11 protein-coding genes, 1 tRNA gene and 1 rRNA gene are annotated in these 20,424 nt (G+C 62.3%); 2 read left to right on the top strand and 11 right to left on the bottom strand.

Annotation, left to right across the window (positions count from 1 at the left end; genetic code table 11):
- Window positions 1–12 precede the first annotated feature (12 nt).
- From ACWGL1_RS15790 to ACWGL1_RS15825, 8 genes are all read right to left on the bottom strand, one after another.
- Window positions 13–3,717 (bottom strand): autotransporter outer membrane beta-barrel domain-containing protein, encoded by a 3,705-nt coding sequence (locus ACWGL1_RS15790; RefSeq protein WP_452112534.1) that lies wholly within the window; start codon window positions 3,715–3,717, stop codon window positions 13–15.
- 354 nt (window positions 3,718–4,071) lie between these two features.
- The gene (locus tag ACWGL1_RS15795; RefSeq protein WP_291783553.1) at window positions 4,072–4,590 is read right to left on the bottom strand and encodes a hypothetical protein; all 519 of its coding nucleotides are present in this window, start codon (window positions 4,588–4,590) and stop codon (window positions 4,072–4,074) included.
- Window positions 4,562–5,020: a toxin-activating lysine-acyltransferase gene (locus ACWGL1_RS15800; RefSeq protein ID WP_291783555.1), complete on the bottom strand. Its 459-nt coding sequence runs from the start codon at window positions 5,018–5,020 to the stop codon at window positions 4,562–4,564. The genes ACWGL1_RS15795 and ACWGL1_RS15800 overlap by 29 nt, the downstream gene beginning before the upstream one ends.
- A 22-nt stretch (window positions 5,021–5,042) precedes the next feature.
- A complete protein-coding gene (locus tag ACWGL1_RS15805) occupies window positions 5,043–10,448 on the bottom strand; it encodes a hypothetical protein (protein WP_452112535.1) in 5,406 nt (1,801 codons plus the stop codon).
- 699 nt (window positions 10,449–11,147) lie between these two features.
- On the bottom strand, window positions 11,148–11,555 hold the full coding sequence (locus tag ACWGL1_RS15810; protein ID WP_291783561.1) for a hypothetical protein: 408 nt from the start codon (window positions 11,553–11,555) through the stop codon (window positions 11,148–11,150).
- Window positions 11,552–12,949, bottom strand: coding sequence for an HlyD family type I secretion periplasmic adaptor subunit (locus ACWGL1_RS15815; RefSeq protein ID WP_452112536.1), 1,398 nt, complete (start codon window positions 12,947–12,949; stop codon window positions 11,552–11,554). Before ACWGL1_RS15815 ends, ACWGL1_RS15810 begins: the two co-directional genes overlap by 4 nt.
- Window positions 12,946–15,099: a type I secretion system permease/ATPase gene (locus tag ACWGL1_RS15820; RefSeq protein ID WP_452112537.1), complete on the bottom strand. Its 2,154-nt coding sequence runs from the start codon at window positions 15,097–15,099 to the stop codon at window positions 12,946–12,948. Before ACWGL1_RS15820 ends, ACWGL1_RS15815 begins: the two co-directional genes overlap by 4 nt.
- Before the next feature lie 887 nt (window positions 15,100–15,986).
- A complete protein-coding gene (locus ACWGL1_RS15825) occupies window positions 15,987–17,180 on the bottom strand; it encodes a DUF4238 domain-containing protein (RefSeq protein WP_422388346.1) in 1,194 nt (397 codons plus the stop codon).
- On the opposite strand from ACWGL1_RS15825, the gene ACWGL1_RS15830 reads away from it, so the two are divergent.
- Window positions 17,092–17,469 carry a DUF2513 domain-containing protein gene (locus ACWGL1_RS15830; protein ID WP_291783572.1) on the top strand — a complete coding sequence of 126 codons (378 nt, stop codon included), beginning with the start codon at window positions 17,092–17,094 and terminating at the stop codon, window positions 17,467–17,469. The two genes, ACWGL1_RS15825 and ACWGL1_RS15830, sit on opposite strands and share 89 nt — an antisense overlap.
- 263 nt (window positions 17,470–17,732) lie before the next feature.
- Here ACWGL1_RS15830 and ACWGL1_RS15835 read toward each other — a convergent pair whose 3' ends face one another.
- Complete coding sequence (locus ACWGL1_RS15835; protein WP_452112538.1) at window positions 17,733–18,455, bottom strand: hypothetical protein; 723 nt, start codon at window positions 18,453–18,455, stop codon at window positions 17,733–17,735.
- A gap of 601 nt (window positions 18,456–19,056) precedes the next feature.
- On the opposite strand from ACWGL1_RS15835, the gene ACWGL1_RS15840 reads away from it, so the two are divergent.
- Window positions 19,057–20,052 carry a recombinase family protein gene (locus tag ACWGL1_RS15840; protein ID WP_452112539.1) on the top strand — a complete coding sequence of 332 codons (996 nt, stop codon included), beginning with the start codon at window positions 19,057–19,059 and terminating at the stop codon, window positions 20,050–20,052.
- Window positions 20,053–20,059: 7 nt separating this feature from the next.
- Here ACWGL1_RS15840 and ACWGL1_RS15845 read toward each other — a convergent pair.
- Together ACWGL1_RS15845 and rrf are read right to left on the bottom strand one after the other, a co-directional pair.
- Window positions 20,060–20,136, bottom strand: a tRNA-Met gene (locus ACWGL1_RS15845).
- A 57-nt stretch (window positions 20,137–20,193) separates the two neighbouring features.
- Window positions 20,194–20,308, bottom strand: a 5S ribosomal RNA gene (rrf, locus tag ACWGL1_RS15850).
- Between the last annotated feature and the right edge of the window lie 116 nt (window positions 20,309–20,424).

The following is a 20,424-nucleotide window of genomic DNA, read 5'->3' on the forward strand; positions in this document are numbered from 1 at the left end:
GTTCCCTCCGCCCTACCAGTTTATACGAAGACCCAAGACGGCTTCGGTGACGGTCTGGCGGCTTTGGTCGCCGTCGATCGTCCACCGATGGCTGGCCTGGCCGTAGAGGCTCACGTTCGTGCTCACGCGAGCGGTGAGGCCGCCGCCGACTTCCAGCGCCGTGTGGCCGAACCGGTTCTCGATGGCGGGGGAGGATTGCCCCAGGATCACGCCGTCCTGGCCGGAGAAGGCGCGCCAGAGATTGATCCGTCCGTAGGGCTGCCAAAGCGTCCCGTGCGCGCCGCGCCGAGTATATTGCAGACGCGCCCCGATCCGCCCGGTCCAGGCCGACCCTTCATCCCAGTCGACGCTCGAATACTGGTCCTGCGTCCCGTCCACCCGCACATCCTGGTAGACGATCTGTGCCTGCGGCTCGACCAGCCAGCTCTCTCGCAGGGTGATGGGATAGCCGGTCTCGAGCGACGCCGTGTATCCGGTCGTCTCGGTCGAGGCCTCGGAGCCATAAAGGGACGTCGCCTCCATGTCGTACCAGCTCTGCTGCAGGACCGTATCGACATACCAGCCGCTCGAGCCGAAATGCGTCCAGTAGGCTCCGACTGACGAGCCGTCCGTTTGCAGGCGGCCCACCTCCAGATCCCGCATACCGCGTGCAAGGCCGCGCATCGACGCGTCGTGGTCGGTGTAGGCCACATACAGGCCGACGTGATCGCGACGGCCGCTGTCCGTCGTCCGCCGGAAGAGGTCGAGGCCGGTCTGGAACCCGACCAGATCGCCCTCGGCCCGCGCCTCGGCCGTTCCGCCCCATCGGTTGTCCAGCCGCGCCCCGAACAGTCGCCCCCAGGCGCCGTTCATATAGGTTCGCTGCTCCGCCGAGCCCCGCAGATTTTCCTGATCGCCGACGCGCTCGTGCAGCGTCCCCAGGGTTGAAAGGGCCATCTGTCGCGCGATCGCAGGAATAGGCGCATAGAGCGGCGTCTCAGGCCGATAGATCGGAATGTCGGGCCCGTTCGGATCCTCGCTCTTGAGATGAGACCTGAGGAACCAGTCGCCCGGATCGGAGTCGCCGCCCCGGAAGAGCTGATACTCATAGGCGCCCGCCACGACGCGCTGGCCCAGCGTGAAGGCCTCGGCCGTCGTCGCGCCGCCGCCGGTCACCTGGACCAGCCGAATGCCGTCGTCCACGGTTAGCGCGCCGGGGCCGCCGGTATTGTTGACCAGGATGGTGGTCGTGCCGCCGGCCTGACCGCCATTGATCACCAGCAGGTTGGTGGGCGAGGCGTCATTGCCGAGATAAGTGTTGAAGCCGATGCGGCTCCCTGCGCCGCCCGTATAGCCGCCGACCGTCAGCGTGCTGTAGCCGTCCTGTCTCGCCAGGAACTGGATCACGCCGGCGTTGACCACTGCGCCGGTCGCGCTGGAATCACCGGTCAGGTTCCAGGCGCTGTCGGCGTCGATCGTGATGTCGGCCGCATTTCGCGCCAGGCCGGTCCAGAGACTGCCCTGCGTCAGGGACACGTCGGCGGTGTTGCCGGGATCGGCGAGCAGGTCGCCCGTCCATTGCGAAGCGATCAGGCCGGCGCTGCTCGCGCTTCCGGAACCGATCAGGCGCTGATCGCCCGTCCAGCTGCTGTTGCTCAGGTTATAGGCGAGGGTCGATGCGTCGACGACGATGTCGCCCGCAAGCGACGGCATGTCGGCGATGTTCAGCGTCAGGTCGCTGGCCACACCTGCGGCGTCGTCGCTCACCTGCGCCAGCAGGGACCGGCCGTTGACGACGGCGGGGTTGAGCACGGCGCCGCCGCCGATCGAGACCACGCCTGTCCCACCTTCGGAAAGGACGATCGCGCCGTCAGCGGCGCTCAGGCTGCCGCCGGTGATCGACACGGTGTTCGCCGCGCTGCCCGCGAGGTAGATCGCCGACGATCCGGCTCCGTTCGCCGCGACGGCCGCGCCCGAAATGGTGAGGTCCCCGCCGTTGACGGCGGCGACGCCGTGCGCAGCGGCGCCGGCGGTTTCAACCGAACCGCCCGTCATCCGCACCATCCCTGCATCGCCCGCCCGGACTCCGAACGCGGCGTCGCCTGAGGTGGCGACGGCCGTGTTGGCCAGGGTGACGCCGCCAGCGTCCTGCGCGGATACGCCGAAGGCGTTCTCTCCCTGCGTAGCGACCGTGGCGTCCGTGGCGGCGATCGCGCCGCCTGCCATCGCATGCAGGCCCGCGGCGTTGATGTTCGTCGTTCTGACCGAGGTTCCGGACAGGGTGATGCTGCTGTCGTCGTCGGTCGCCCGGACGGCGTCGGCGCCGCCGATCGCGGCTGTGTCGGCGCCGTTGGTCGTGATAGAGCCGCCGACGATCGAGGCCGAGGCGCCCTGGCTGACCCTGACGCCGACGGCGCCGTCGCCGTGCGTGGTGATGCGGGCGTTCTGCGTCTGCAGTCGGCTGTCGGCCCCGAGCACATCCGCGCCATGGGCCTCCAGGCCTATGTCGGCGCTCGGAAACAGAAGAACCGGAAGGTTGCTCCCGCCTCTTCCATAACCGGTCGTGATCTCGGTGTTGCTCGCGGTGACGGCGCCCCCCGCGGTGACGAGCAGGCCTGAACTGGAAGGGCCGGAAGTGCGGACTATGGTGTCGGTCAGGGTGACCGTGCTGCCCGACCCGCTCGCCGCTGCGCCTGCGGAATTGGGCTGGTAGGTGAAGACGCCGTAGCCGGCAAAGTCGATCCTGCCGCCGGCGTCGGCCCACAGGCCCGGGCTGTTTGCGCCGTAGGTGGCGGACGTCGCACCATTGACGACAAGGATCCGGCTGCCGGCGCCACGGGCCAGCATGCCTGGAGAGTCGGCAGTGATCGTGCCGCCATAGTAATCGCCGGACGCGATCGCGCCGCCGCTCATGGTGATCAGTCCGCCATCGGCCGCGAGCAGCCCGGCGCCGCCGTTTCCGTAGACGTTTACGTAGGTATTGTTCAGGGTCAGGCTGCTGTCAGCGCCCGAGGCGACCGCACCGGGGGCGTCGTCGCCATAGCTGTACGTGCTCAGGTCGTTGAGAGTGATCGATCCGTCCGCGTCCGCGAAAACAGCGGAGGCCCCCGCGCCATAGGTCGCGACGCTCGTGCGGGTCAGGGTGATTGTCCCGCCTCCCGACGCATAAGCCCCATGCGCGTTGTCGAGCGCTGTGTTTACCCCGCTGTCGGTCAGCGTGACGCGACTGCCTGCCCCGATCGCCTCGACGCCGTGAGCGCCGGCGCCGTTCGTATAGACCGAGGTATAGCTGCCGGTGATCTGCCCCCCGCCATCGGCGTAGAGGCCGTGGCCGCCGTCGCCATAGGTGCTGACCATGGCCCCGTCCGACGGCGTGCCGGTCAACGAAATCGTACCGTCATCGCTGGCGCGCACGCCGTGGCCGCTGCCGAACGCGGAAAGATCGACAGAAACGCCGCTATAGCTTCCCGATCCAGAGACATCGACCACGGGCGCGGCGTCTGCGCTTTGCCTCGCGGTGAACGCCGGATCGGCGCAGCTGCCGGAGGAGAGATTGAGCGCCGCCGGCGCAGCGGCGCATTGAGCGAACGCGTGCGTGGAGGGCAGCAACACCGCCGCCGCCGCTGCCGCCCAGATGGCGCGATGGCGACAGACTGAGTTCAGAAGCGCCTTCTTCCGCGAATCGCCGAAACCAAGGCCGGCAATCGAAACCGGCGTCTCCACTCGGGCTACAGGCAATCGCGAACTCCGCAGACGATATCAAAACTGAGGCCGATACGTGCGGCGGAAAGAGTTAAAATACGACAAGAGTAGTTAGTTAAGCTTCAGCGTTTCCGCGCCGCCGGTCCTTCAGCAGGACGCACACTAAGCATCGGACTTGAACAGATCGATCGCCGGCTAGCGCCCAGAACATAGTGGCCTAGGCGCTGGAACTGGCTGAATGGCCCAGCGTGACGGCAGCTCAGACGCCCGGGTGAAGGCCTGCCGCCCCTCCGAGGCGAGGGCTGCGGGGGTTTGGTAATGCTTGGGTGCGCAGGACTTTTTGGGCGATACCTGCGATCCATTTCATGGCGTGGCGGATTGCCCTATCTGTCAACTATCGCCTTTGGCCACAGTCCAAAGGCTCCGCCTCCGAGCCGCATCGGGCCCTTCGCCGCAGGTTTCAGTTGCAGAAGTTCGCCCCGACAGCCAGGCGATGCAGGCGTCCACCGCCATAGTTTCCGCTTGGGTCAGATCATAGGTCGGGATGTTGATGATGTTGACTCTTGACGGCTGTCCGTTGAACGCCGCCGTATACTGAGTGACCGGAACGAAGCGGCGATTGGCCAGGGCTTTCAATCGCCATTCCGCCGCCTTGTTCTGGTCCACGGGAAAGCCATGCAGGCCATGACCCCAGGCCAGAGACAGACCGAATTGGGCTACGGCGTCTCCCGAAGCCGCGGCCGCCTCAAGGTCGGCCGGCTTGCTTGTCAGGGCTCGATCCAGAGGGGCCAACCGCTCCGAAAGGGATGGCGGCGCCACAAGGCTCTGGCAGGCTCCAAGGCCGACGGCGAGCATGAGACCCGCCGCCGGGATCAGACGACTAGTTGAGGATCGCTTCGGGTATTTCATAGGTTTTCACCACGCGCTGTCCGTCAGCGCCGACCGAGTGGAATTTGAAGGGCTTGCCACCGAAGATGCTCAGCGACAGGTCGGCCAGGATCTCCTCCTGGGCCCCGAAAGGCGCCACGAGTTCGATCAGCCAGGGCCGGTCGCCGCCCTTCCATTCGTCGGCCCGCAGCTTGTGCGCGCCAGCTTCCAGTCTCTGCTCGGTCTCCTCCGACACCATGGCCCAGAAGGCCACAGCAGCCGGCGCGTTTGGGCCATAGAAGGTGCGGAACTGCTCCAGCAGAATGGCCGGCATGGCGAACCATTCCAGATCCCCGATGAACAGTTGTTTGTGCACGGGCGACTGCGACATCAGCCAGACGATCTCGCCCAGCATCTGCGAGACCGTCTTGGGCTCCTGGGCCTGTGCGGCGGGAGAAGTCGTGTCCGTCATTACATTCGTCTCACTCATGAATTTACGCGGGCATACGCGCCAGCGCGGCGAAGCGCGAGCCCGAAGCCCCCAGCATCTGCGACGCCGCCTCAGCCTCGACTTCACCGGAGCGCTTCCAAACGGCGGCGGCCGCCCCCTTGTCGCGACCGAACGAGGCCAAGGCCTGCGTCAGCTTCTGGTGCTGTGAATGCTGTTCCGCCCCCGTCGAGGCGGACGGACCTTCAGTGATCGAAATCCAGGCGGCCGGCGGCAAGGCGTCGTTGTTGAAGCGCGCAACACTCTCCCCCTGACGCCACCATGACCTGTTGGCCTCCGTCGAGGCCAAACCGAACTCCACCGGCGCCCATACGTCAGTCGGATCAACACTGATCAGGTCCGCTGCGGCTGCAAGGGCGGGATCAAAATCAGCACTGCCTGTCTGCCGGGCGGCGCGAGCCATGGGCGGCTGATCCAAACCGAATGTCTGGTCAAAGCCGCCCATGGCTCGCGGACTGATCTGGTCGAGGTTACCGCTGTCCATATTCGTCGCGGCATGAGTGATATCGTCTTCCACGCCACCGTCTATACCCGGTCGCCCGAAGGCCGCGCCGTATGAGCCTCGGCCGGTCTGCCCGAAGAAGGCCTCCAGCGAAGCGCGGACGCTCGGATCGGTGATATTGACGACCTTCCCGTCGCTTCCCTCTCCGAAGAGAACGTCCGCCCAGCGGGCCTCGTCCTCAGCATAAAGATTGTCATGATCACTGAAGTCCGCCGTCGGAGGCGTGACGATGGCGCCGTCAGCCCCATCAACGGCCGCGTCCGCCATGTCCGCATCCACGTTTTCACGCAACAGGAGGGAGTCGCGCATCCACATATCCTGGGTTCGCAGGCTGCGTCCGGCGTCCAACACCGTGCGGGCGGCTGCGGCGACCACGGGATCGTTGACGAGACGCCCAAGCTCGCCCTCGACGGAACGGTCCTCGCCCCAGATGGCCTTCACCTGATCGATGCTCAGGTCGTATTCGTTCAAGAGCTTGCGCGCCAACTGGACGTCATAGGCCGTGCCGGTCTCGCCCGACGCCCAGGTGAAGGACAGGGTGTTGTGCACGAAGCTGTCTCGGGTGTTGTCAGCGGTCTTGCCCGTCGCCTTGCCCGTGAGGTTGATCTCGGTGATCCCCGCCTCTTCCAGGGTGCGAAGCTCGCTTTCGGTGGAGCGGCCGTTCTGGTTGCGATCGACCCAGATCTTCAGCTGTCCCCAGCCCTCATCGAGGGCGTTCAGCTTGCCGTCGCCGTTCGTGTCCCATCCCTGAAGACCTTCGAGGTCGGTTTGAGCCCCTTCCCTGTCCTGGACGAATGAGATTTCCGACAGCTGGTTGATCTGGCCGTCGCCGTTGCGATCGACCGCCAGGATGCCATCCGTCGGCCCGACCCAGGAGGTGCGGGCCAGTTCGCCCGATGACAGTCGCGACACGACCATGGAATGATCGACGCCCGTCAGCTCCAGACCGTCGCCCTCGAGGTCGAAGACGATGGGCAGGACGCCGCCGTTATAGGTGTTCTGGACGGTCCAGTTGATGTCGAGCTTGCGCAGATCGATCCAGGTTCCCCCGGCGTTGATGAACTCCACCGTATTGAACGACGCGCCGCCGCCATAGACGTCCTGCCACTTCACCCCGCCGCCTACGACCCGGACATAGTCTGTGACCTGATGGGCCTCGAGGTTGGGGTTCGCCGCATCGGCGATGCCGATGTAGAGGTCGTTGCCGACCACCTTGTAGATGACGTCGTCCGCAGCGACATTGGGCCCGAACACCAAGGTGTCGTCGCCGCCGGTGTCATTGATCGTATCCCGGCCCGAGCCTCGTTCGAAAGCGAACTGGTCGTCTCCCGTCGAAGTGAAGCTGGTGTCATTACCGGCGCCGCCGATGATGATATCGCCCCACTCGCTCCATTGGCCGACCTGCATGCCGTGGATAGTGTCGTTGCCGCCGAAACCGACGAGGAAATCGCCCAAGGTCCGGATTCCGTTGAGCGTATCCGCCCCAGCCGTGCCGCCGCGGTAAATTTCGAACTGGGAGACATCCAGTTGGCCGGACCCGTTCATGTCGATGACCTTGAGCTTGTTGTCATCGGCCGTGGCCAGCTTGCCGTCCTTCACATTGGGCAGGTTGCCGTTCACGCGCACGGAATCCGTCGCGCTGTAGTGGATCGTCATATGACCGGTGGGGCCCGCCACGACCGTAAAGGTCAACTGGTTGAAACCGATCCCCTGGCCGAACGAGACAACGTTCGATCCGACGTTTGTCTCGGTGATGGTGTCCACGCCGTCGCCCAGGTTGAAGTAATAGGTATCCGACCCCGCGCCGCCGTTCAGGATATCATTGCCCTTGCCTGCGGTGATGAATTCGTCCGCACCGGTCAGGGTGATGGTGTCGGCGCCGGCCGTGCCGATGACATGCTCGACACCGCTCAAGGAATGCGTTCCCGTGACGCCGTCCGTCGCGCGCCAATAGGCGATCGAGCCTTGTATGTTCAGGCCAGGCACGGATCCTGAGGTCGCGAAACCGTCGGAATAGTCAACCGTATCGATTCCCTCGCCGCCGACATAGGTGTCAGCGCCCTTGGTGGCCACGATCCAGTCGTCGCCCGCCCCGCCGTCGATGCGATTGATCCCAGAATCCCCTTTCAGTTCGTCTGCGAAGCGAGATCCAATTAGGTTTTCTATTCCCGCGATGTTGTCACCGGTCGCATGTCCCCCAAAGGCTTCCCCCCCGGTCAAGTCGATATACACGCCAGCGTTCGAGCTTTGATACGAAGCCGTATCGACGCCGCCCTCGCCATTGATGTCATCCGCGCCGGCGCCGCCTTCGATTAGGTCATCGCCGTTGAACCCCCACAGCAAATCATCGCCGTCTCCTCCCCTCAGGACATCCGCATAGGCGCCGCCTCGGATTTCGTCGGCAAAGGCGCTGCCAATGACGCCCCAGATGTTCTGACGCGTATAGTTGTATTGGAAAGACCCATCCAACGCTCGATCTGAAGTGGTGCTGCGCAGTGAGATATAGACACCTCGATCCGCGCGCTCGAACGACATGGTGTTGGAGCCTGCTCCACCATCCATGATGTCGCCGTGTCCATTGCCCTCGATAATGAAGGTATCGTTGCCCGCGCCGCCATTGAGCGTATCTGCACCAAGGCCACCGACTAGGATGTCATCGCCGTCTTCGCCGTTCAGGACGTCATTTCCGTCGCCGCCGGACAGGTAATCGTCGTCGGCTCCGCCAAAGAGTTGGTCATTTCCCGCGCCGCCCAAAAGGACATCGTTACCGGCGCCGCCATACAGCTTGTCGGCGCCGCCTCCGCCGTCCAGCCAATCCCAGCCTTCCATGCCCGACAGGGTGTCCCCGGCCGAGCCCCCGATGAAGATGTCGTCCCCGCCCGTGACGGTATAGGTCGTACCCTCCACCCAAAAATAGCCCGGTCCCGGGCTGCCGTCGGCGTCGGGATAGGTCGGCACCAACGGCTCGCGTCCAGGCCCCCTCCACTCCCAATACCCCGGCGTGGTATGAGTAATGCTGTCCGAGAGATTGACCTCCGTCGTGCTGGCGCTCGCGTCGATGAAATCATTGCCCGCGCTACTGCCTGAGGTGCGCTTGGTATAGCCGATAGTAGCCAGCTCCCCGCTGGCGACCGTGATGCTGCGACCTCCGGTTCTGGCCTGTGGCAACAGGGAAAAGGCACCGTTCTGCGAGGCCGTCCCGAACATCAACTGCATCCCGCCATTGACGGTGTAGACGCTCAGATCCTCGAAGTTCGCGCCATTGCGCGGCAATCCCATACTGGTCAGGAAGCCTTGCAAACCGCCATAGAAGTCGGACTTGCTCCATTTATCCAGCTTCAGTTCGTTGATCCGCTGGAGCGTGATGATCCAGGGGTTGGCGATAGCCTGGTCTTCCAGAGCCAGGATGATCTTGTCGATCTTGGTCTTGTTGGCGTTATAGGTGTTCTTCTGAGCCGTGGTCAGGGCGCTGACGCCCTGGGTGTGCGCCTTGTCGATCAGCGCCTTGTTGGAGGCGTAATAGGTCTTCTCCGCCGCCGTCAGACTGTTGTAGGCGCCGGTGATGTAGCCGTTAATCAGCTCGCGGTTGTTGGCGTAGAAGCGATAGTCCGAGGCGATCTGCAGGTCGCCCAGCATGGCGGTCAGATCGATCGCCGCCGAATTGGCCAGGGCGCGCTTGGCGAAGATGTCGCCGCCGATCACCTGGGTCTGCTTGATCGACCACATCACGCCCTTGGACACCGCGTCGTCGGCCGAGGCGACGTTCTGCTGCGCCCCGTTGAGGTTGCCGAGCTTCACCCACAACTGACCGCCCGTATGGCCGTAGAAGCTCTGAACCCCCGCCGGCGTAGAGATGTATCCGCCGTTGCGCCAAAGGCCGTAGCCCCAGCTGGTCGCCTGATAAGGCATATCGCCCGCCAGCACGCTCAGGAAGCCGTTCAGCGTGTCCCGCGCCGCCTCCGCCATGTTCCGGACCAGATCCAGGTTCCCGCCATTGGCCGCCGAAGAAGCGCCGAGCTGGAACTTGTCGCTGGTATAGTCGAGATAGACCTCGGCGTTCGCCGTCGGAATCTTGGGCTTCTTGCGACCGAAGAGGTTGCCGATCAGCGCGCCGAGGACGAAGCCGACGAAAGCGCCGATGCCGGGCGCGATGACATTAAACAGTAAGCTTGACGGCTTAAGACCGAGAAATCCGCTCAATGCAGTGCTAACGGATCCTACGCTAACAGCAGCATAGCCTCCAACTGCCGACCCCACAGAAGAAAGTAATGCCCCAGCCTGCGTTGTCGGCGATACAACTAGAGATCCGAGTTTAGCCCCTAAGAAAGATCCAATCGCATTTACTGTAAGGTTACCTACCCCTCCTTCAGCAAAAACATCAGCCTTCCCAAATCCATGCCACATATCCAGGTGGGTAGCACCGGGCGCAGTAAGATTTTCCAATACCTTACCGATTACGGTGGAGGTTCCCGTTCCCATCAATTCCGCACCGAAACCCTCCACCCCAAGAGCTTGGGCTAACTCCGCCGAAAGCATGGAACTAATCGCACCAATTCCGGCCGATTTCATTTTCGCCAAGACATCGGATGAGAATACGCCTTGCAAATCAGAATTAATTTCTGGCTTTGCATTATTAAGAATAGATTGACCTATTCTTTCACCGATCTCACCAAGAACGCTGCCGTACAAAATCCCAGCAACCTTATCATCTCCGGCCAAGAAATTTCCAATTGCGGAGCCGATTACGGATCCAAATCCAGGCAAATTATCGAATGACGTATAAGGATCTATAGGCTCAACGATCAAAACATCCTGTTCCGGAGAAGAAAGCCCAGGAGAAAATGACAGCGTGGATTTGGTTTTATTATGCAAGCTTTCAAACCAAACCATATCGCCAACTCTATCCAGTACAATTGCGCCTATTATGTTATTATTTCTTGCATAGGATCTTGCATTTCTACCTATCACATAGGTAACACTCCCAACACGCGCAACAACAATAGCCCCTCGATTGAACCGCTGAGTTCCAACAGCTATAGCTATGCCCGTCCTATGATCTTCTTCATAATCACGAATCCAACGATTACTCGCTCCGAGAGCAGATAAATCGTATATATTCGCACTTACAGCATGTCCAATTTCATGACCAAGCGTGTCGTCGAAGAAATATCTCTGAGAAATTAAACCAAGACGGTCAATCTCTTTAGCATTAACAACAATTACAAGATCATATTCTGCGCTTGGATCTCTAGATATCTCATTTCGAACATTACCGGCAGCCCCAACGTAGTTAGCAGTCGCCAAGTCATCACTACTTCCAGGGACCCAACTTTTTGTCGCCTGACTGTATGCAGGGGGACGACTCTCGTAAGAAACAACTATAGCAACGCGTAAATTCGCATCCTTAGCTTTTCGCCACAGCGCCGCCGTTGGCGCATTTATTGGAGAATCAATTCTTCCAAGAGAAACTAAAATACTCGCATTATAGACGGAACCCACCGGGGCGATAATGGTTACTGGAGGAGAATTTCTTCCACCCGCGAACGGCATAAAAATCGGAGAATAATTAATTGAAGGAAGGTCAGGCATTCAATCAACAACCATGCAACTGGAAAAGGATGCTTTATCGCTATTAAATAGATTAATGTTGTGATCTTTCGCGAAATTATAAATAGGAACGAACTCCTGACTGTTATTCACAGGGTAGTCAATTCTTACAATATTAACAAAAGGAACATCACCACACACCAACCCCGGATACTCCCACTCTTCGCCGTGCATTAAGCCAAGCTGAAGCTGAATCAATCTATCCGACATCATGTAATATAATGCATGTTTAGATTTTCTATCTGCTTCTTCCCCATGCATGCATCCAAACGACAAATTTGCTGCAAAAACAACAGCACTCACAGTCAAAAGACGAGATAGTAACCTGCTGCACGTCCAATCGGGACGATTAGATGCTCGAGGACGGGGAAGTTTAAACACAATCATCACCGCTCTCTCCCCGCCGTCCCTACCGCCTTGGCGATAGGCGACAGCAAATACTCAATCACACGCCGGCGCCCCGTCACGACCTCCACGGTCGCGGCCATTCCCGGTTGCAGCACGGCCTTTTCCCCCACGCCCATCCTGAGTTGCGTCTTCGTCAGGCGCACACGCGCAGGAAACACGAGTCCACGAACATCGTCCACCGTGGCGTCGGGCGACACATGCTCCACCACGCCTTCCAGGCTGCCGTAGCGGGTGAAGGGGTAGGCCTCCAGCTTGACGATGGTTTGCATGCCGGGCCGCACGAAGCCCACGTCGCGGTTCAGAACCAGGGCCTCGACGATCAGATCCTCTCCATCCGGGACAATGGTGATGAGGGACTGCCCCGCCTCGGCGACCTCTCCCAGCGTCGTGACCGACACCTCATTGACCACGCCCGATACCGGGGCCGTGAGCCGTTGCAGGGCCTGACGCTGATCGGCCTTGGTCAGGGTCTCGGCGCGCGTCGCGACCACGGCCTCGGCTTCGGCCTTTTCCCGCGCGGCCCCGGCGCGGAAGGCCTGCTGCGCCTGGATGCGCTCGCGTTCGATCATCGTGGCCTGGGCCTGGGCCTCGGCCTGGCGGTGGCGCTCGGCCGCAAGCTCGCGACTGAGGGAGATGTAGCGCTCCTCCTGCTCCAGAACGCGCAGGCGCGGAGCCAGGCCGCGGCGCTCCAGTTCCTGGCGAGCGGTCAGCTGCTCGCGGGCCAGCGGCAGGGTCTCCTCATAGCGGGCGACGTTCTCGGCCGAGGTCAGGGCGGCGGAGCGGGCGCCCGCCCGGCGCTGGTCCAAGGCGGATAGATTGGCCAGATGTTCCTGAATGCGCGCCTCGACCACCTGGCGCTCCGCCGCCACGGCGGCCGGGTCGGCGCCGTCCGGAGGCTGGAAGGCGATACGGCCCGAGGCCAGCCAGTTCAACAGGGCGTCGGCGCGCGCTCGGGTCAGGCGCGCGGTCGCCAGTTCGGATCGCGCGGCGCCGGCGTCGGCGTCGGCCACCGTCGGGTCCAGCTCGATCAGGGGCAGGCCCGCCTCGACATGCTGTCCCTCGCGCACATGGATGGCGCGGACGATGCCGCTCTCGGCCGTCTCGACCGTACGCAGCCGGCCGGTGGGGACCAGCCGCCCCTCGCCCACCGCCACCACGTCCACGTGGCTGAGGATCGACCACAGAAGGGCGGCCAGGGCGGCGGCGATGATGGTCCACAGCACCGCGCGGCCTACAGGCGAGGGCGGGGTCTCGGCAATCTCCAGCGCGGCGGGCAGGAATTCCTTGTCGCGCCATTCCTTGACGCCGGCCTTGCGACGCCGGTTCTCGGCCTTCCAGGCGTCCTTCAGCACGGACCAGTGTCGCGACAGGCTCATGCCGGTTCTCCCATCGGGTCGCCATGCATCTGGGTGCGCCACAGCTGGGCGTATCGACCATTGGCCGCCATCAAGGTGTCGTGCGTGCCGACTTCCGTGATCTCGCCGTTCTCCATGGTGATGATGCGGTCGGCCATGCGGATGGCGGACAGGCGGTGGGCGATGATCATCACCGTGCGGCCCTTGGCGATGGCGCGCATGTTGCGGTGAATGACAGCCTCGGATTCCGCGTCCAGCGCCGAGGTCGCCTCGTCCAGGATCAGGATGCGCGGATTGGTGACCAGGGCGCGGGCGATGGCGACGCGCTGACGCTGACCGCCAGACAGGTTGCCGCCCCGTTCCTCGATCTGGGTGTCGTAGGCCTCGGACAGTTCGAGGATGAATTCATGGGCGCCGGCAAGAGTCGCCGCCGCCATCACGCGCTCGGTCGACATGCCGGGATCGGCCAGGGCGATGTTGTCGCGCACCGAGCGGTTGAACAGCAGGTTCTCCTGCAGGACCACGCCGACCTGACGCCTCAGCCACGCCGGATCGACCAGCGACAGGTCCGTGCCATCGACCATGACCCGACCGCTTTCGGGCACATAGAGGCGCTGAACCAGTTTGGTGAGGGTCGACTTGCCCGATCCCGAGGGACCGACGATGCCGAGGACCTCTCCCAGCTTCACCTCCAGCGAGACCCGGCGAAGCACCTCGCGGCCGCCCGGCTTGTAGCGGAAGGTCACGTCGTCAAAGGCGATGTCGCCCTTTATCTGCGGCAGGGCTGAACGGGTCGCCGAGAACTGGGCTTCGGTCGGGGCGTTGAGGACGTCGCCGAGACGATCGACGCCGACGCGCGCCTCCTGAAACTGCTGCCACAGGCCCGCCAGACGCAGCACCGGCTCCGCCACCCGTCCCGCCAACATGTTGAAGGCGACCAATTCGCCCACGGTCAGATCGCCGCCGATGACCAGCCTGGCGCCCACGTAGAGGATCAAGGCCGTGGAGACCTTGCTGACCAGTTGGATGGCCTGCCCGCCCCAGATGTTCAGCTTCGCGGCCTTGAAGCCCGCCTTCACATAGGCGGCCAGAAGACGCTCCCAGCGGTTCTGCATCTGCGGTTCGACCGCCGCCGCCTTCAGCGTCTGCACCCCCGTGACGCTCTCGACCAGGAAGGCCTGACTCTCGGCGCCGCGCTGGAAACGCTCCTCGATCCGCCGCCGAAGCGGCGGCGTGATGATGAAACAGATGATGGCGTAGAGGACGATGGTCCCCGCCACGATGGCGAACAGGAAGGGCGAGTAGAACCACATCACCACCAGGAAGATGACGGTGAACAGCAGGTCCACGAAAAGGGTCACCGACGAAGACGTCAGGAACTCCCGGATGGTCTCCAGTTCTCGGACCCGGGCGATGGTGTCGCCGACGCGCCGGGATTCGAAATAGGCCAGCGGCAGGTTGAGCAGGTGCCGATAGAGCTTGGCGCCCAGTTCGACATCCACCCGGCTGGTCGTGTGAGAGAAGACATAGGCGCGCAGGCCGCCGAGAAAGCTCTCGAACACCACAACCGTGATGAGGCCGATAGCCAGAACATCCAGCGTCGTCAGCCCCTGGTGGACCAGAACCTTGTCGATCACGACCTGGAAAATCATGGGCGTCGCGAGGGCGAAGAGTTGCAGCGCCAGCGAGGCCGCCAGCACGTCGCCCAGCATCCAGCGGTACTTGACGAGAGCCGGAATGAACCAGGTGACGTCGAACCTGGTCTGCGCCGCAACAGACAGGCGCGTCGTGACCAGAATGGCCCGGCCGGACCACACCTGCTCGAACTCAGACAGCGTCACGGCCGTCGGAGCCGCACCCGGACGTTGTATCAGGACCTGTCCATCCCGAATCGCGCCGATGATGAAATAGTCGCCAGATCGGTCCTTGCCGATCGCCGGGAGGGGCGCGCGTTCCAAGCCTTTAAGTTCGAGCGTGACCGCTCGCGCCTTGGCCTCCATCCGCTTCGCAAGAAGGACGAGATCGCTATCATCCGCGGACCTTCCATGGCCCAGGGCGTGTCGCAGCTGGGCCTGGTCGGACGGAATCTGATGGAAGGCCAGAAGGGTCGTCAGGCACGAAAGGCCGCTGTCAGCGGCAGGCGTTGCGCCTGCCTGTCTCGCCGCACTCACGCCGTAACCCCCCCGCCACTCGCGTATGGCGGGTATCTAACTCCTTACACGGCTGCAAGTGAAATAACGGCGAAACGCAAAATATTTGTAAAGATGAACGTGGAAAATACCGACCCAAAAGCGCAAGCGTTTGCCACGGCGCCGGCGTTCACTTGGTCTATAATGGTGCTGACAGGGACGCGTGGTCCGACTTCATCACGCAAGATCCGCTTCGCACGGCAACGGGCGAAGAGCTGAACTCCTAGATCAACCGGGAGCCGCCGCCATCATCGTTCCCAACCCAGCGGAGCTGGTGTGGCCGATGCACGCCCGCCCGACCACATCGCCCTCCATCAAGGAGAGCCGTCATGGCCCGATCGAAGACCAAGCTCGTCCGTATCCGCGTCACGGACACGAGGTGCCCTGAGAAGACACGCTGTCACGCCCAGCGGCCGATCCAGGACGCTGCGGGGTTCCAAGCCCTCGCCGGCTTCACCGACGTGCACGCCCGTCGTGGGAGTTGGCACACCTTCCGCATCGCCGCGACAAGGCTCCCAGCCTTTGAGCGGGAAATCCGCAACCTCGTCAGAAGCCGACGCGTGGACGTCCAGATCGCCGGCATCCCCATCCTCGTCCCGGCGGCACGCGCGCCAGCGTCCAAGCTGCTGAGGGTGCCCACGGCCCGGCAGCCAGCGGCTCGACGACAACAACTCCGCTCAGCATAGGACGCCGCGTGCTGCAGCGACTGCTTTCCCGTTTCGGCGAGGTCACGATCGGAGGGCTGTCTCGGACCGCAGCCCCTCGCGACAGGCTTGCCCTTAGCGGCTGCCGGCGGCATTGCCGCCATAAGCGGTCATTGGCTCCGAGCCTGGAAGCAGACGTTCAATAGGTTGAGCGGCAGATGTCGGCTAGAATGACAGCCGCATACCCCTGCGGTACGAGTCCTTGTGAGCGAGCATCTCCTTCACAAGGTCAAAGGGTTGGTTGCGCGTCAGGACGTAGCGTTCAGCGCTTCGTACCTGAAGGTGGTTGATGAAGCGCAGGTTGTCCGCATCCGATTTCAGCGGAGTGCGTGTTTCCAACGCGGCGATCATCGCCTTTGTGAACGGCCACTTTGCACGGAGATGAGCCAACGCCTCGCGCTCGACCTGCGTCAGCGGCGCAGTACCTAACGCTTCCAAAAGAGACAGTGTGCCCAGCATGGTGCGGTGCTTCTGTTCCGCGTCTAGCAGTTCCGCAGTAAGTGAGGGACACCACAGCGCCAGCAACAAATCTGGAGCGATCGGGCAGTAAATTTGAATGCCAGGCACTGCAAGGCCGATGTTTCCATACGGCCCCATGTCGCGGTCGTTGTGCATCGCCAGCGGGGTGTCACCGAGATAGAATTCGCCGACCTCCGGTTCGAAAAGCAACCATGTCTTCTTCAGGAGCAACTCGGCCAACTCAGCGGCCGAGGTCCGCATCAGTTCGAAAACCATCTGCTTGCGCTCATCGGCTGTCGGCGCAGCCGGAACGTCGGCGTCTGCCTTATCCCTCGCCATGGCCTTGGCGACCGCCTGCATCTGATCCATCATCTGATCAATGCGCACACGAGTGTCTGGCCCTCTCACGAACTGGACGGCCAAGAAGAAGGCGAGCGTTACTTGCTCCTTGCCATCTAGGTTTGCCCAAGAGCGTTCATCAACCAGTTTGCGCAGCACCGGCGCTGCCCTGTCCTCCAACTTGGACAGAGGACCTTCGACATCTTGGACGAAGTCGTCCTGCCAGATTGTGTTGAAGTAGCGTCCCGCGAGCACGTCCTCTAGCCGCGCGATGAAGGAGCGGTCCGAGTGCTTGTCGAAGACCTGCACCTGTTCGGCCTTACCCGCACCCCGCACAGCAAATGGACGCATCAGCATGCGAGGGACGTAGTGCTGATTTTTCGGTATCGGCGGCTTGGCCAGCGTATGTCTCCCTGTTTTCAGCCGCCACGCTAAGGTGATGCTGGCGAGCGAATCGCGAATGGATAGCGATATGAAACTCGAAAAAGAGCTGGTGCGGAAAATCCTCTTGAAGGTGGAGGAGTTCGAAGGTGGTATATATGAAGGCGTTCCGCTGGATATCGCCGACTACACGGAACGGCAGATCGCCTACCATGTGATGCTTCTCATCGAAGCCGGGTATCTGGTTGGTGAAGACCTTAGCACCCTTAGCGGCGAGGAGTGGGAGGTCCAGCGGCTAACCTATGCTGGCCACGAGTTCCTCGACACGATCAGGGACGCGGAGGTCTGGAGGCGCACAAAGGACGCGGCCATAAAGGTTGGCGGCGTCAGCCTTCAAGTTATGGTGGAGATCGGCAAAGCCTACGCCAAACAGGTGCTACAGGAGCGGACTGGCATCGTCCTAGCCTGAGCGGCTCATGATCAGGTCGTGCCAGATCTTCGCATTTGTCGGTGACTAGCCACGGGTAGTCGGTCCACCCAGCTTGAAGGCGGACATCGACAATGCGCAACTATCGTCGAGGACCAGATCCGGCCCATTCGGGGATGTCCCAGACGCGCCAGCAGCGGACATTGGTCGGCCGTCCAGAGGCAGACGTTCGGCCGGCATCACGTTCGAAGTCCGCATTCGACCCATTGCGGACATTGGCCTTGACGGCCCACGGGAACGGCAGGTTATCCGAATTCACATTGCGAAACCTGATCGCGGAGAAACTCGTAGGCTGGTTGTGCTGACGGCTGGGAACGGCGGATACGCTCCCGTATGGCCCCTACGCTGCTGGCGAAGGGCCGCCCTCGACAAGCCCGCGTCTCGATCATGATTTGGCTGATTGCTTCGTCACAAAATGCCTCGTCATCGAGATCGGCAGAGCGACAGGTCTCAATAAGTTGGCCAACCGACTGAACTTGGAAACGCGTCGGAACCTCAATCGGAACGGGAGGACGTATTCGTTCGATGCCGTATGCGTCAGCGACAGCGGTTGATACGACCAGACGACGCAAATCCTCTTTGGCGGTTTCATCGCCAAGACCGGAGGCCCTTTGGAGCAAGGGCACGACGGTCTCCAAGTCGCGCCTCATATTAAGATTCGTGATCGCCACATGCCGCATCGCGACGGGAAGACCAGCGTCGCTGAGGCGGATAGCGATCTGTCGCGCGGTGACCTCATCCTGATGGCAGATCGCAAAATGACCCATCATCGCCCCGAAGTCCTCGTCTGAGGGACGAGCATCGGCGACCAGTCGGTTTACCTCGGTCTCAGGCAAACAGAGGCTGTCAGAAGGCTTCACCGCTCCCGCCTCTTCAAGTGATCGGGGCGATTGAGGTGGTGATTTCTCAGGTTCCGGCGTGCAGGCGGTCAACCCGAAAGCAAACGTGGCGACGACGGCCCAACGCATTGATCCAGCCCCTACATGTCAGACCAACTTTGCAGTCTGCGGTTGGAAAGCATCGGTCATCTCTCGCGAGCGAGCAATGGCCGCTAACCCCCCTTAGACGACATTAAGCCACCCAAGACTCCACGCAGCCCGCCTGATGCCAGGTGCCCCAGAAGCGGTAATAAGTGCAGTTCTGCCCCGAGCCGGCCAGCGCCGCCAAAGACACCCCGACATCAACCTCAGCCCTGTAACCACCAAGGCTATATCGCGGGGCTTCTACTGTGCGGCTCGCGGCATAGGTTCCAAGAGGGAGCTGATCGTATGCCAAGGCGCGCGGGAAGCCCAACTCCCGCCAGTTGCACATACGATCTGAAGCTATCACGCGATAAGGGTGAGATGTGCCGCGCAACGCCTGCGCCATAAGCATGCAATCGGCTCCCAAGGGGCCGTCCATTCCCTGTCCCCGAACAGGGAGAGCTATTCCGGCTATTGTCACTATCAACAGCAGCGAAGCGGTGACCGCTGAGGCCACGCTTACGGCTCCGATCCGTCTTTTCATCGGGCTCCCCCAAGGTAGCGACGACATTAGCAGGTCGATAGCCGCTAACCACCCTAAGCGAACATAGGCTCACGACCCGTTGCAGCAGGCGAGCCTGGGCCGCGGGGCGGGACATGGACGCCGTCGACCATCCATGGCGACCGCCGCACCGGCGACGGCATCCTGCACCAGGAACTCTATATCGGTGTGCGGGTGTTCAATCGGCGCCGCTACCGCAAACACCCCGACACCGGACGCCGCTCATCGGTGCTGAATCCGCCGGAAGACTGGATCCGTCAGGCCGCTCCGGAATTGCGCATCATTGATGATGAACTCTGGGCGCGGGTGCAGAGCCGCAAAGCAGAACTGTCCGCCCTGCCCGCCGCCCAGGGCCGCAAACCGAAACGCCTTCTGTCCGGCCTGATGAAATGCAAGCAGTGCGGCTTCAGCATGACCCTGAACGCCGGCAAGTATAACTGCAGCGGACACCGCGAACGCGGGACCTGCACCAACGGCAAAATCATCGCCGCCAAGACGGTGGAAGAGCGCGTCCCCACCGGCATCAAGACCCACCTGCTGTCGCCGGAAGCGATCGCGGAGGCCGTCAGAGCCTTTCACGCCGCCGCGGACGCGGAGCGCCGCGCGCTTCAGGTCGAACAAGCACCCCTGGAACGCGAACTGGCGGAGATCGAGCGCAAACTGAAGCGTGCGCAGGCCATGTGTCTAGACGGCGCGATCGAGACGGACGAACTGAAGACGATCAGCGCGCCGCTGAAGACCCGCCGGAGCGAGATCCAGGCCCGACTGGCGGCCGACGCCGCCCCGTCGGCGATCCAGCTTCACCCCGGCGCCGCCGATGCCTATCGGCGGCTGGCGGAAAACCTGCACCAGGCGATCGACGGAGAGGACGGCGAGGAGGTGCGGGCGGAACTGCGCAAGCTGATCGAGCGCGTGGACTTCATCCCGGTCGAGGGCCTGGGCAAGTTCCAGTTGGAGGTGCACGGCGGGCTGGCGGCGCTGCTGGCGCTGGGCCAGGCCCAGAAAGCAGCAACCCCCGGAGCGAGGGCTACGGGGGCTTAGTGATGCTTGGGTGCGGGAGCAGGATTTGAACCTGCGACCTTCAGGTTATGAGCCTGACGAGCTACCGGGCTGCTCCATCCCGCGGCAAGGCGGTGCGTAAAGGAAGAAAGGTTCGAGAAATCATTCATGTGTGTCGGGTAGACCCGGCGGCGACCTACTCTCCCGCGCCTTAAGACGAAGTACCATCGGCTCTGGAGGTCTTAACGACCGAGTTCGGAATGGGATCGGGTGGGGAACCTCCGACAGAGCCACCAGGTCAACCCGACACACACGAATGAAATGAGAAGATATCGTCTTTTGATTTCGGCAAGTAAAAACCGAATGAGTTTTGCTGAGAAACGATCAAGCCGATCGGATTATTAGTACCAGTAA

This window comes from Brevundimonas sp. NPDC055812, from assembly GCF_053616535.1.